Genomic DNA, 12,568 nt, shown 5'->3' with positions numbered 1-12,568 from the left:
CGCTCAGTCTCCGGCGGCGATCGTCTCGAGACCAGCCATCGCGGTGTCCAGATCCGTCAGGAACCCCTCGATGATGCGGCGGTTCTCGCCGAGATCGATGCCGGTGGAGCGGGACATCGACTGCATGTCGACATAGGTGTCGCCATCATCGGCAACGATGCGGATGACCATGTCGCTCGGCAGGCCGAACAGGAGGTCGCGCGCCACCGCCGCGATCCGGTACTGGTCGCTATCGGGGACAGCCAGGGGATCGGCGGCCGCTTCCATGTCGACGCTGTCGCGCGGCGTCGGGATCGGAATGCCCGTCAGCCCGCTGATTCCGAGGTCGCCCTCGGCTGGCTCGGGCGCCGCCGGCAGCGTCGGATCACCGGCAATGATATCCTCGACCTGCCAGCCGGAATCCTCGACCACCATCCGGGCCGCCTGGAACACCCGCGGCGCGTCGGCGACATAGCGCCGACCGCTGACGATGCTCGGCTGTTCCGGCGCGGTCGGGGCGGCGAAAAGCGACCGCCAGCCGGTGGAGGGCGGTGTTGCCGTCGCCGCGACGCCCTCGGGGGCGAGCGCTTCCGTATAGGCGGCATTGGCGCGTGGATTGACGAAGGCCAGATAGGTGACCAGCGCGAAGGGGAACAACGCCAGCAGCGCCAGGAAGCATGCGCCCATCGCGGTGCGGCCGCCATCGACGCCGCGATACCAGACCCGCATCAGCCCGACCGCCGAGATCAGCAGGGCGATGCTCGCCACCGCCGCCACCAGCAGCAGCAGCCCGATCAGCGCCTGCGGGGCGATCGCCCCCAGCCGGTAGATCACCATCGCCGCGACGAGCAGCACCAGCGCGAAGGCGGCCAGTCGCCGGGCGAAGCCGGCAAAGCGCAGTCGCTTGCGCAGATAGTGGCCCGATACCGGCAGGCGCCCGTAGACAGAACTCATGACCGCACCCTTCGACGTCGGGGCCGATCATAGCCCACCGCGCGCGTCCGGCGGAAGCCCCGGCGGTCGGCTCAGCCCGTCGGCAGGCTGTAGCCGCGGAACTGCTCGCGCAGCGCCATCTTCTGGATCTTGCCGGTGGCGGTGTGCGGGATCGCTTCCACGAACACGACATCGTCGGGCATCCACCAGCTGGCCACCTTGCCCTCGAAGAAGCCGAGGATGTCCTCCCTGGCAGGGTCCCGCCCCTCCTTCGGCACGATCACCAGCAGCGGCCGCTCGTCCCATTGCGGGTGCGGCAGGCCGATCACCGCGGCCTCGGCGACATCCGGGTGTCCGACCGCGAGATTTTCGAGCTCGATCGTCGATATCCATTCGCCGCCCGACTTGATCACGTCCTTGGCGCGGTCGGTGATCTGCATGTAGCCATGCGGGTCGATATGGGCGACGTCGCCGGTGTCGAACCAGCCGCCTTCGTCGAATGCCTCGGCACCGGTGCCCTTGTAGTAGGAGGCAGCGACCGAGGGGCCGCGCACCTTGAGCCGCCCGAAGGTCCTGCCATCCCACGGCCTGTCGGCATCGGCATCGTCCGTCACCTTCATCTCGACGCCGAAGGGCGGATGGCCCTGCTTCATCTCCAGGTCGAGCAGCGCGTCGCCCTCCAGCTCCGCATAGTCCGGCTTGATGGTGCAGAGCGTACCGAGCGGGCTCATCTCGGTCATCCCCCAGGCATGGATGACCTGGACGCCGTAATCATCCTGGAATTTCCGGGTCACGGCTCGCGGGCAGGCCGAGCCGCCGATCACCACGCGTTTCAGGTCCGGCAAGGCCCCGCCATGCTTTTCCAGATGCTGCAGCAGCATCAGCCAGACCGTCGGGACCGCGGCGCTGAACGTCACCTTCTCCGATACCAGCAGTTCGTAAACCGAGGCGCCGTCCATCTTCGGCCCCGGCATCACCATCGCCGCACCGGCCATCGGACAGGTGAAGGCGAGGCCCCAGCCATTGGCGTGAAACAGCGGCACGATGGGCAGGACCCGGTCGCGGGAGGAGAGGCCCATCGCATCCGGCTGCTGCGCGAGCATCGAGTGCAGGATGTTGGAGCGGTGGGAGTAGAGGACGCCCTTGGGATTTCCGGTGGTCCCGGACGTGTAGCACATGCCGGCGGCGGTGTTCTCGTCGAAGCTCTTCCAGGCGAAGTCGTCGTCGACCTCTGCCAGCCAGTCCTCGTAGCAGGCGAGATTGGCGAGGGTGCTTTCGGGCATGTGCGCCGCGTCCGTCAGGACGACGATCTTCTCGAGGCTGGCCAGCTGCGGCGCGATCGCCTCGACGATCGGCAGGAAGGTCAGGTCGACGAACAGCAGCCGGTCCTCGGCGTCGTTCATGATCCAGGCGATCTGTTCGGGAAACAGCCGCGGGTTCAGCGTGTGGTAGACCGCTCCGATACCGACGATGCCGTACCAGCATTCCAGGTGCCGCCAGGTGTTCCAGGCCATGGTGGCGACCCGATCGCCGAGGCCGATGCCGTCCCGCTCCAGCCGCTTGGCAAGGCGCAGGGATCGCTCGCGCACCGTGCGATAGTCGGTGCGATGGATCGGACCCTCGACGGAACGGCTGACGATTTCTCGGTGCGGGTGCTGGATCGCGGCGTGATCGATGAGCTTCGAGCACAGCAGCGGCCACGACTGCATCAGACCCTGCATGTCTTCCTCCCGGCAATGCAACGCGCCCCTCCCCGGGCGCGACCACTGTCGGCAACGGCCGGCGCTTTGTCCAGTTGCCGCCCCGTTGCGGCCCGTTGCCACAGTTCGGCCGTTTCGCGGCTTCACCGTATCCGTTGGGACAAGGGTACAGCGAGGAGCGCCGGATGCGCATCGAAGCCGACATCGACGCCGGACAGGATCGGGCCGCCGACACGATCGAGGCGGTCGAACTCGAACTCGCGCTCGACATGCAGGATCTCACCCAGAGCGATTTCGAAACCTGCGTGCGCGCCGCAGCCACCGTCGTCGGCGGCGAACTCCTGTTCGACATTCCGGCCGACGGGTCGGTCGAGGACGCCTCCCGCATTGCCGCCGTACGCATCGCGGGCGAGAACCGCGACAACATCGTCTTCGCCGTCCTGAATGGGAGTGGCGACAACATTCGCGTATCGGGTCGCGAGGAAATCGGCGACCGCTTCCACGGCTTTGCCCGCGCCTTCGTCGGCGTCCTCACGCGGATCCGCGACGATCTGCCCTTCGGCCATACCAGCCCCGAAGGCACCGCCTGACGGCCCGAACAATGCGTGCCGGCACATCGAGCCGGCCGGTCCGCCGAGGGTAACGTCCGGTTGATGACGCAAGCGCACAGGCTGCGATCATGAGCTTGCGGAGCCGGCGCTCAGGCTCCGGCTAACGAAGCGTGTTACTGCGACCCTTGCAATTGTCCCAAGGCTTCGCAGTTCCGCGTCTTCGAGCTCTCATCGACCGGTTCCCATGGACAGCTTCCTGACGGATTATTCCGCCTACATCGCCCTGGCGGTCGTGGCCCTTGTGTTTCTGGGCTTTGCGATGGAAGCCTATCCGCCGGAGGTCATCGCCACGGGCGGCGCCGTGACGTTCCTCGTCCTCGGCTATGTCGACGGCGAGGAGCTCACTTCGGTCTTCTCCAATCCTGCACCGATCACCATCGCGGCGATGTTCGTGCTGTCGGGCGCCCTGGTGCGCACGGGGACGCTGGAAGGCGCGGCGAGCTGGCTGGTGAAGAGCGCTGGCGTGCGCCCCGTGGCGACGCTCGTCGTGCTGGGGACCGGCGTCCTCGTCGCCTCGGCTTTCATGAACAACACGCCGGTGGTGATCGTCTTCATCCCGATCATGACGGAGCTTGCACGGGCGCTCGGGGTCAGCTCGACGCGGCTTCTAATCCCGCTCTCCTTCCTGACGATCCTCGGCGGCACCTGCTCGCTGATCGGCACCTCGACCAACCTCCTGGTGGATGGGGTCGCCAGGGGCCAGGGACTGGAGGCCTTCTCGATCTTCGAGATCACCCCGATCGGCATCGTCACGGCGATCACCGGGGTGATCTATCTCCTCGTCGTCGGCCGCTTCCTGCTGCCTGACCGGACGTCGGCTACGGACGCGCTGGAGGACAGCAGCGGCAAGGAGTATTTCACCGAGGTCGTGGTACGGGATGGCGCCCCGGCGATCGGCGAAACCGTCGGGGACGCCTCCGCCTTCAGCGCGCGGGGCATCCGCCCGCTGGCGCTTCGGCGGGGCTCGGAGACGACCCGCAAAGGCATCGAGGAGGTCACGATCCAGAAGGGCGACCGGATCGTGATGTTCGCCAGTCCCGAGGAACTGCTGACGCTGCATGCCGACGAGAACTTCCGCGTGGCGCGGGTCGCGGCGTCGGCGGCAAAGGACGACGAGCGGGTCGTCGTCGAGGCGACGGTCGCCGCGCATCGGCGCGGCATTGGAAGGCGGATCTCCGATCTCGTGGGGGTCTCGGGTTCGGGCGTGCATGTCCTCGGCGTCAGGCGCCACCGGCACGTGCCCGGCCCCTCTCTCTATGACACGAAGCTGCGGCCGGCCGACGGGCTGCTGCTGGAGGGCCGGCCCGAGGCGATCGCGCGCATCGCCGAAGCCAACGATCTCATCGGCATCGATCTCAGCCAGGCAAGGCCCTACCGCCGCCGCAAGGCGCCAATCGCGATCGGCGCCTTGCTCGGCGTCGTCGCCCTCGCGGCTTTCGGTATCGCCAGCATCCAGGTGCTGGCCTTCATCGCCATTGCTGCGCTGCTGCTCATCCGGGTGCTCGACGCGGACGAGGCGTGGCGCTCGATCAATGGCGACATCCTGATCCTGATCTTCGCGATGCTGGCAATCGGCATCGGCATGCAGAAGACCGGCGCGGTGGAGCTCATGGTCAGCGGCCTCGCGCCGCTGCTGTCGGGCGCCTCGCCGCTGGTCGTCATCCTGATCATCTATGCGGTGTCGTCGATCATGACGGAGATCGTCACCAACAATGCCGTTGCAGTCGTGGTCACGCCGATCGCGATCGCGCTGGGGACGTCGATGGGGATAGACCCGCGGGCGCTCGTCGTGGCGGTGATGTTCGGCGCGTCGGCATCCTTCGCGACGCCGATCGGCTACCAGACCAACACGCTGGTCTACGCAGCCGGGAACTACAAGTTCATGGACTTCGTCAAGATCGGCGTGCCGATGAACATCATCGTCGGCATTGCCAGCTCCATCGCGATCTATTTCTACTACGTCTAGCCCGGCACCAACGACATATCGCAGGCGCTCAGACCTCCTGCCGCCGGCCCCTGCCCCGGTGCCCGCCACGCTGGGCGCGGATCGCCGCCTGCGCCGCCGCAAGCCGGGCGATCGGCACACGGAAGGGCGAGCAGGAGACGTAGTCGAGCCCGGTCTGCTCGAAGAAGGCGATCGAGGCAGGGTCGCCGCCCTGTTCGCCGCAGACGCCGAGAGTGATGTCCGGTCGCACCCGCCGGGCCTTCTCGACACCCATGGCGATGAGTTCGCCGACGCCCTCGACGTCGATCGTCTGGAACGGATCGCGCTCGATGATGCCTTCGCGCATGTAGGTCGAGAGGAAGTTTCCGGCGTCGTCGCGGGAGATGCCGTAGACCGTCTGGGTCAGGTCGTTGGTGCCGAAGGAGAAGAAGTCGGCCACTTCGGCGATCGAGTCGGCGCGCACGATGGCACGCGGCAGCTCGATCATGGTGCCGACGTGATAGGTCACGGTGCGGCCCCGCTCGGCCATGACCTGCGCCGCAACCCGGTCGATGCGGTCCTTGACGAAGTCGAGCTCGCGCCGGAGGCTGACCAGCGGCACCATGATCTCCGGGACCACAGCATCCCCGGTCTTCTCGCCCGCCTCGATCGCCGCCTCGAAGATCGCCCGCGCCTGCACCTCGACGATCTCCGGATAGGAGATGGCAAGCCGGCAGCCGCGATGGCCGAGCATCGGGTTGAATTCCTCGAGCGCCGCGATGCGCTGCTTCAGCACCGCCTCGTCGACCTGCAGCGTCGCCGCAGTCTCCGCGATTTCGGAACCGCTTTTCGGCAAGAACTCGTGCAGCGGCGGATCGAGCAGGCGGATCGTCACCGGCAACCCCGCCATGATCTCGAACAGCTCGATGAAATCGGAGCGCTGGATCGGCAACAGCTTGGCCAGCGCCTCGCGGCGCCCCGCCTCGTCGCTGGCGAGGATCATCTCGCGCATGGCGCGGATCCGGTCGCCCTCGAAGAACATGTGCTCGGTGCGGCAGAGTCCGATCCCTTCGGCACCGAAGGCCCGCGCCGAACGAGCCTCGATCGGGGTCTCGGCATTGGTGCGCACCCGCATGCGGCGCGCCCGGTCGGCGAATTCCATGAGCGTCGCGAAATCGCCGGTGAGCGAGGGGCGCTGCAGCGTCACCGCGCCCTCGATGACCTCGCCGGAGGCGCCGTCGATGGTGATGCGGTCGCCTTCACGCAGCACCAGCCCTGGTGCATGCAGCGTGCCGTTGGCGGCATGGATGCGCAGCGAGCTCGCGCCGGTGACGCAGGGCTTGCCGATGCCGCGGGCGACGACAGCGGCATGGCTCGTCGTACCGCCCCTGATGGTGAGCACGCCTTCCGAGACATGCATGCCATGGATGTCTTCCGGGTAGGTCTCGTTGCGGACAAGGATGACCGCGCGTCCCTCGTTGACCATCTCCTGGGCGCGCTCGGCGGTGAAGGCGATCTCGCCCGTCGCCGCGCCCGGCGAGGCCGGCATGCCGCGCGCCAGCACCAAAAGATCGGACGAGCGCTCGATCGTCGGATGCAGCAGCTGGTCGAGCGAGGCGGGATCGATCCGCAGGATCGCCTCGGCTTCCTCGATCAGGCCCTCCTTCACCAGCTCCACCGCCACGCGTATCGCTTCCGCCGGCGTCCGCCGCGCCAGGCGCGACTGCATCAGGAAGAGTTCGCCGTCGCCGACCATGAACTCGACCTCGACGGCATCGCCCACATGCGCCTCGATGCGGCGGACATGGCGGGTCAATGCATCGATGTCGGCCGGAAACGCCGCGGCACCCTCCTGCTCCGCCAGGTCGATCACCGGCGGCCGGCCGCCGATTTCCTGCTGCCGGTGGGATCCCAGCCAGAACTCGCCGGACAGCCGCGACTCGCCGCTCTGCAGATGCCGGGACAAAGCACGCCCGGTGCCGGAATTCAGATTTCGCTCGTTGAAGATCATCGCGTGGGCGGTGACGGCGAGACCGGCATTCTCCGGAATGCCCTGCAGGACACGGTGCGAGGCGGCGAGCGGGCGGCGCCAGCTGGCAAAGCTCGCCTCGACCACCCCGTAGAGCTGCTCCAGCGGCGTCTGCGGCAGGACGAGGCCGATCTCGTCATCCAAATAGGCCTGGTAGCGGGCGATCAGCGCGCGCCATTCGGCCACCGAGCAAGGCTCCTCGCCCCAACCGGCGCGCTCGCGCTCGGCATCGAAGATCTCCTCGAACTCGGATGAATCGGCGCCGAAGACCAGCCCGGCGAAGCTCTCGATGAAACGCCGGTAGCTGCGATAGGCGAAGGCGAAGTCGTTGAGCTCCGCCGCCAGCACGTCGACCGTGCGGTCGTTCAACCCGACATCGAGCACGCTTTCGGCGATGCCGGGCATCTGCGAGCGGGCGCTGGTGCGCACCGCCAGCAGCAGCGGGCGGCGGTCGCCGCCGAATCGCCGGTCGGTGACGGCTTCCAGATCCTCGATGGCGCCGCGCAGATCGGCCCGCAGCGCCTGCGGCAGGTCCTCGCCGACGCCGATGGCTTCGCGCCAGGCCGAAGTCGCGATGGTGAAGCCCGGCGGCACCGGCAGGTCGAGCGACGCCAGGAGGGCGAGATTGGCGCCCTTCAGCCCCAACGCCTCGGCGGCGTCGGCCGGGCGATCCGCCGCTCCACGCCTGAAATGGAAAATTCGCTTGGGCATCGAATGCTGCAGACTGCCTCCCGAACGGGGGTGCCTCTCCCGGACCGCGCACGTCTAGAAGAAGATAGGCACAACGCCAATTGCTGCAATGCAAAAAGACCCGATCCGCGTTCGGCGGTCGGGTCAAGGCTGCGAGCCGACCCTGTGCCGGCTCGCAGAAAGGAGCTCTAGAGGTGCGCTTCGATCACCGCGGCCATCTGCTCGGGCGACAGCGAGCCCGAATATTTGTCGCCGTTGACGAAGAAGGTCGGGGTCGCCTCGACGCCGAACTCGGCCTGGCCGCGCTGCTGCGTCTCGACGATCTTCTCCTGCAGTTCCTTGTCGTTCAGGCAGGTCGTGAACTCGTCCTGGCTCATTCCGGCGAGCTTGGCGATGTTGAGCAGCGCGGCGGACGCATTTTCCGCCCGCGCCCATTCACCCTGCTGGTCGAACAGCACGTCGACCATCGCGGTGCGCCTTGCGTCGTCGCCGGTGCAGCGCGCCAGCATGAAGGCCGCCAGTGCGCGCGGGTCGAACGGGAACTCGCGCAGGATCAGCTTCGCCTTGCCGGTGTCGATGTACTGCTGCTTGATCGCCGGGTAGGCGTTCGCGTGGAAATCGGCGCAGTGGCTGCAGGTCATCGAGGCGTATTCGATGATCGTCACGGGCGCGTTCGCGTCACCGATGATCACATCGGGGAGCGGGCCCTCTTCCATCAGCGCCTCGACATCGGCCGAGCCCGAGGCGGCCGGTGCCTCGGCAGCCGGCGTGACGGCCAGCGTCGCGGCTCCCGTGGTGGCCTCCGGCGTCGCCGGAGCCTCGGCCGGCGCGGTCTCGGCCTGCGCCATCTGGACGACGCCCTGCGGCGCGGCGACCGCGTCCGCTGCCGCGCTGTCGACCTCGTCGGTGCAGCCCGCGAAGGCCAGCAGACATGCGCCCGAGAGGAGCAGCGCCGCCCTCGGAAGGGTCACGGAACGGGTCCGGGCGGCAGAGTTCTGTTTCGTCATGGGGAAGTGACCTTCACGGCAAGAGACAGCTTGTGTGGTCATCGATGTACGGGAGAAATGCGGCATTTCCAACCATGGCAGTCGGACACGGCGATTGATGCAGGTCACTCGGCGTCGCGCTTGGATCGCCGCAGCGAGGCTTCGGCGAACGCCCGCAAGGCGTTGCGCAGCTTGGGATCCTCGATCCGCGACACCATCTCCTCGATCCGCTCCGGCTCGCCCGCAACGAGGTTCCGCAGCGCAGGCCGGCGGTCGATCCGCTCCGGGGTGACGGATTTTTGAACGATCTTGATCCGGTCGACGGCCGCAAAGCCGAAGAAGGCGTTGACCCGCCCGATCAGTTCGCTGGTCTGGTGCTGCAGCCGAAGCGCCGCCGCCGCCTCGCAGGCGACGATCAGCGTCGCCGGCTCGAACGGGTCGGTGTCGCTGCGCTGGGCGGGCCAGATCAGGCGCTCCGGCCGTGTCGAGTCATGGAGACGTGCCCCCGCGATCTCCGACCAGGCGGAAATCAGCCCCATTGTCATGCCCGCCTTGCGCCGCAGGATCGGGTCCATCACGCCGCCGACGATGTCGGCGATCGGCTGGACGCCGCGCCGGGGAAATCGTGAGGATGGCCCGCCTGCGTCACTCATCGCCGAAGCGCCGATGCATGCGGTCAGTCTGCGGCACTGTGGACCGCGTGGCACCGCCGGCTCGCCATGAGGCACACAGGCAGTTAGAGAACGGCGCCGAACCGGAACTCTCGATGCCCATCGCCCCGCCTCCGCTCTCTCAAGACCTGCTCGAATGGTACGACCGCCACGCCCGGACCCTGCCGTGGCGTGTCCCGCCGCAGGCCCGGGCCGCAGGGATCATGCCGGACCCCTACCGGGTCTGGCTGTCCGAGATCATGCTGCAACAGACGACGGTTGCCACGGTGAAATCCTACTTCGCCCGCTTCGTCAATCGCTGGCCGGGCGTCACCGACCTCGCCGAAGCGCCGGAGGCCGAGGTGCTCGGGGCATGGGCCGGCCTCGGCTATTACGCCCGCGCCAGGAACCTGCATGCCTGCGCCCGGACGGTGGCCACCGAGCATGGCGGCGCCTTCCCGACCACCGCGGCGACACTGCGCGCTTTGCCCGGCATCGGCGAGTACACGTCCGCAGCGATCGCCGCGATCGCCTTCGACGAGCCCGCGGCGGTGGTGGACGGCAATGTCGAGCGCGTCGTCAGCCGGCTGTTCGCCATCGAGACGCCGCTGCCGGCCGGGAAGAAGGAAATCCGGATCCGTACGGGCGAGCTCACGCCCGATCTCAGGCCGGGCGACTTCGCGCAGGCGATGATGGATCTCGGCGCGACGATCTGTACGCCGACCCGCCCCGGCTGCATTCTGTGCCCGATCCGCCCGCATTGCCGCGCGGCGGCCGAGGGCCGTCCCGAAGTCTTTCCGGTCAAGAAGCCGAAGGCGGAGGTGCCCTCGCGCCGCGGCGCCGCCTTCGTCGCGATCCGGCCGGGCGACGGTGCGGTATGGCTGCGCAAGCGGGCGACGACAGGCATGCTGGGTGGCATGAGCGAGCCACCGAGCAGCAACTGGAACGCCCGTTCGGATGGCGAACTCGGCACGACGGCCGCCCCCTTCCCCGCCGGATGGCAGGCTTGCGGCACCGTCCTCCACGGCTTCACCCATTTCAAGCTGGCGCTCGACGTCTACCGCGCCGATATCGAGCACGACCCCCCGGGGGCGGGCTGGTGGTCGCCGCCGGAGGCGTGGGACGGCGAGGCGCTGCCGACGCTGATGCGCAAGGTGCTGGCCGCCGCCGCCCCCGCCACCCGCTGAACAGGCACGCCATGACCATCGACCATATCGTCTTCGACATCGGCAAGGTGCTGATCCACTACGACCCGCATATCCCCTATCGCTCGATCATTCCGGACGAGGCCGAGCGGGCGTTCTTTCTTGCCGAGGTGTGCTCGCACGACTGGAACCTCGAGCAGGATCGCGGCCGGCCATGGCCCGAAGCCGAAGCGATCGCCCGCCATCCGGACCGGGAAGTCGATATCCGGGCGTTTCGCCGCAACTGGCATTTGATGGTGCCGCATGCCCATGACGGCAGCGTCGCGATCATGCGCGAACTCATCGCCGCCGGCATCGACGTGACGCTGCTGACCAATTTCGCAGCAGACACGTTTCGCGAGGCGCAGGCGAAGTTCCCGTTCCTGACAGAGACCCGCGGCGTCACCGTGTCGGGCGACATCCGGCTGATCAAGCCGGACGCGGCGATCTATCACCGCCACGCGAGGGATTTCGGGCTGGAGCCGGCACGGACATTGTTCATCGACGATACGCCGATCAACGTCACGGGCGCGCGTGACGTGGGCTGGCAGGCCATTCACTTCGTTTCCGCCGAGGCTTTGGCGCGCGACCTGGCGGCACGGGGCCTGCCCGTGCCGGCGCTGCCGCGCTGACGTCCGCCTTCGGCGCCTTACGCCTCGACGGCGCCCAGGCGATCGCGGATCGTGCGGCGCAGATCGTCGATCGGGGTCAGCGCCTCGCCGGTCCGCACGTGCCAGAAGGTCCAGCCGTTGCAGGCGTCGAGCCCCTGCACCCTTGCACCGATGCGGTGGATCGAGGCGGCGTCGTCGCCGATGGCGATCGTGCCGTCGGCCCGCACCCGCGCCGTCCAGCGCCGCTGGGAGTCGGTGAGCTCGGCGCCGGGCTGCACCAGCCCGGCCTCGACCAGGCTGACGAACGGCACGCGACGCTCGGCGCGCTTGCTCACCGCCGAACGCACCGAATGGGCTTCCAGCGGCTCGACAGCGGCGATCCGGGCTTCGGCGGCGGCGATATATTCGTCCTCCCGCTCGATGCCGACGTAATGGCGGCCGAGACGCTTGGCGACCGCGCCGGTGGTACCGGTGCCGAAGAACGGATCGAGCACTACGTCGCCGGGCTTCGTCGATGACAACAGCACGCGGGCGAGCAACGCCTCGGGCTTCTGCGTCGGATGCGCCTTGCGCCCGTCGGCGTCCTTCAGCCGCTCGCCGCCCGAGCAGATCGGGAACAGCCAGTCGGAGCGCATCTGGATGTCGTCGTTCGCCGCCTTCATGGAATCGTAGTTGAACGTATAGGCCTTGGCGTTCTGGTCGCGGGATGCCCAGATCATCGTCTCATGGGCGTTCTGGAAGCGCCGGCCACGGAAATTCGGCATCGGGTTGGTCTTGCGCCAGACCACGTCGTTGAGGATCCAGAAGCCGAGATCCTGCATCGCCGCGCCGACGCGGAAGATGTTGTGATAGGAGCCGATCACCCAGATCGTGCCGTTCGGCTTCAGCACCCGCCGCGCTGCCAGCAGCCAGGCTCTCGTGAAGGCGTCATAGGCCTGGAAGCTCTCGAACTGGTCCCAGGCGTCGTCGACCGCATCGACCTTCGACTGGTCGGGCCGCATCAGGTCGCCGGCCAGCTGCAGATTGTACGGCGGATCGGCGAAGATCACGTCGACCGAGTTCTCCGGCAGCGCTTCCATGCGGGCGACGCAGTGGCCCTTGTGGATGCGGTCGAGCCATTCGGACCGATCGTTCTCGACGATCGTCGCAAGGGACGCGGAGCTTTTGTATGCCATGATCACCACCGGTTACGCGGGTACTCGTCTGGCATCATGGTTACCGAACGACGTAAACAATCGGTGAAATAGTGGCTTTGTCCGACCGGGCGCCGC

General features: G+C 67.8%; 10 protein-coding genes. 4 read left to right on the top strand and 6 right to left on the bottom strand.

Annotated features, from left to right (window positions below; all coding sequences use genetic code 11):
* Nucleotides 1-3: 3 nt before the first annotated feature.
* Nucleotides 4-933, bottom strand: coding sequence for a DUF1499 domain-containing protein (locus GGR03_RS10265; RefSeq protein WP_183207633.1), 930 nt, complete (start codon nucleotides 931-933; stop codon nucleotides 4-6).
* A 71-nt stretch (nucleotides 934-1,004) separates the two neighbouring features.
* The gene (locus tag GGR03_RS10260) at nucleotides 1,005-2,633 is read right to left on the bottom strand and encodes a long-chain-fatty-acid--CoA ligase (RefSeq protein WP_183207631.1); all 1,629 of its coding nucleotides are present in this window, start codon (nucleotides 2,631-2,633) and stop codon (nucleotides 1,005-1,007) included.
* A gap of 164 nt (nucleotides 2,634-2,797) precedes the next feature.
* Between GGR03_RS10260 and GGR03_RS10255 the strand changes: the two genes are divergently transcribed.
* Both GGR03_RS10255 and GGR03_RS10250 read left to right on the top strand, forming a co-directional pair.
* Nucleotides 2,798-3,202 carry a hypothetical protein gene (locus GGR03_RS10255; protein WP_183207629.1) on the top strand — a complete coding sequence of 135 codons (405 nt, stop codon included), beginning with the start codon at nucleotides 2,798-2,800 and terminating at the stop codon, nucleotides 3,200-3,202.
* A 205-nt stretch (nucleotides 3,203-3,407) separates the two neighbouring features.
* Nucleotides 3,408-5,189: an SLC13 family permease gene (locus tag GGR03_RS10250; RefSeq protein WP_183207627.1), complete on the top strand. Its 1,782-nt coding sequence runs from the start codon at nucleotides 3,408-3,410 to the stop codon at nucleotides 5,187-5,189.
* Between the two features lie 28 nt (nucleotides 5,190-5,217).
* On the opposite strand, the gene ppdK is transcribed toward GGR03_RS10250, so the two are convergent.
* From ppdK to GGR03_RS10235, 3 genes are all read right to left on the bottom strand, one after another.
* Nucleotides 5,218-7,887: a pyruvate, phosphate dikinase gene (ppdK, locus tag GGR03_RS10245; RefSeq protein ID WP_183207625.1), complete on the bottom strand. Its 2,670-nt coding sequence runs from the start codon at nucleotides 7,885-7,887 to the stop codon at nucleotides 5,218-5,220.
* A gap of 167 nt (nucleotides 7,888-8,054) precedes the next feature.
* A complete protein-coding gene (locus GGR03_RS10240; protein WP_252920185.1) occupies nucleotides 8,055-8,837 on the bottom strand; it encodes a thioredoxin domain-containing protein in 783 nt (260 codons plus the stop codon).
* 140 nt (nucleotides 8,838-8,977) lie between these two features.
* Complete coding sequence (locus GGR03_RS10235; protein ID WP_183207621.1) at nucleotides 8,978-9,505, bottom strand: DUF721 domain-containing protein; 528 nt, start codon at nucleotides 9,503-9,505, stop codon at nucleotides 8,978-8,980.
* Between the two features lie 113 nt (nucleotides 9,506-9,618).
* Here GGR03_RS10235 and mutY point away from each other — a divergent pair, with 113 nt between their 5' ends.
* On the top strand, nucleotides 9,619-10,689 hold the full coding sequence (mutY, locus tag GGR03_RS10230; protein ID WP_183207620.1) for an A/G-specific adenine glycosylase: 1,071 nt from the start codon (nucleotides 9,619-9,621) through the stop codon (nucleotides 10,687-10,689).
* Between the two features lie 11 nt (nucleotides 10,690-10,700).
* On the top strand, nucleotides 10,701-11,318 hold the full coding sequence (locus GGR03_RS10225) for an HAD family hydrolase (RefSeq protein ID WP_183207617.1): 618 nt from the start codon (nucleotides 10,701-10,703) through the stop codon (nucleotides 11,316-11,318).
* Between the two features lie 17 nt (nucleotides 11,319-11,335).
* On the opposite strand, the gene GGR03_RS10220 is transcribed toward GGR03_RS10225, so the two are convergent.
* Nucleotides 11,336-12,472 carry a site-specific DNA-methyltransferase gene (locus GGR03_RS10220; protein WP_183207615.1) on the bottom strand — a complete coding sequence of 379 codons (1,137 nt, stop codon included), beginning with the start codon at nucleotides 12,470-12,472 and terminating at the stop codon, nucleotides 11,336-11,338.
* Nucleotides 12,473-12,568: the final 96 nt, after the last annotated feature.

The organism is Aurantimonas endophytica, assembly GCF_014196845.1.
GTDB classification, from domain to species: Bacteria; Pseudomonadota; Alphaproteobacteria; order Rhizobiales; family Rhizobiaceae; genus Aurantimonas; species Aurantimonas endophytica.
This window is presented reverse-complemented; position numbering and strand designations above follow the sequence as displayed.

Excerpts from the sequence above, each read along its gene's own strand:
- GGR03_RS10265 (WP_183207633.1), bottom strand. The coding sequence starts at position 933 with ATGAGTTCTGTCTACGGGCGCCTGCCGGTATCGGGCCACTATCTGCGC.
- mutY (WP_183207620.1), top strand. The coding sequence starts at position 9,619 with ATGCCCATCGCCCCGCCTCCGCTCTCTCAAGACCTGCTCGAATGGTAC.
- GGR03_RS10220 (WP_183207615.1), bottom strand. The coding sequence starts at position 12,472 with ATGGCATACAAAAGCTCCGCGTCCCTTGCGACGATCGTCGAGAACGAT.
- ppdK (WP_183207625.1), bottom strand. The coding sequence starts at position 7,887 with ATGCCCAAGCGAATTTTCCATTTCAGGCGTGGAGCGGCGGATCGCCCG.
- GGR03_RS10260 (WP_183207631.1), bottom strand. The coding sequence starts at position 2,633 with ATGCAGGGTCTGATGCAGTCGTGGCCGCTGCTGTGCTCGAAGCTCATC.
- GGR03_RS10235 (WP_183207621.1), bottom strand. The coding sequence starts at position 9,505 with ATGAGTGACGCAGGCGGGCCATCCTCACGATTTCCCCGGCGCGGCGTC.
- GGR03_RS10225 (WP_183207617.1), top strand. The coding sequence starts at position 10,701 with ATGACCATCGACCATATCGTCTTCGACATCGGCAAGGTGCTGATCCAC.
- GGR03_RS10250 (WP_183207627.1), top strand. The coding sequence starts at position 3,408 with ATGGACAGCTTCCTGACGGATTATTCCGCCTACATCGCCCTGGCGGTC.
- GGR03_RS10255 (WP_183207629.1), top strand. The coding sequence starts at position 2,798 with ATGCGCATCGAAGCCGACATCGACGCCGGACAGGATCGGGCCGCCGAC.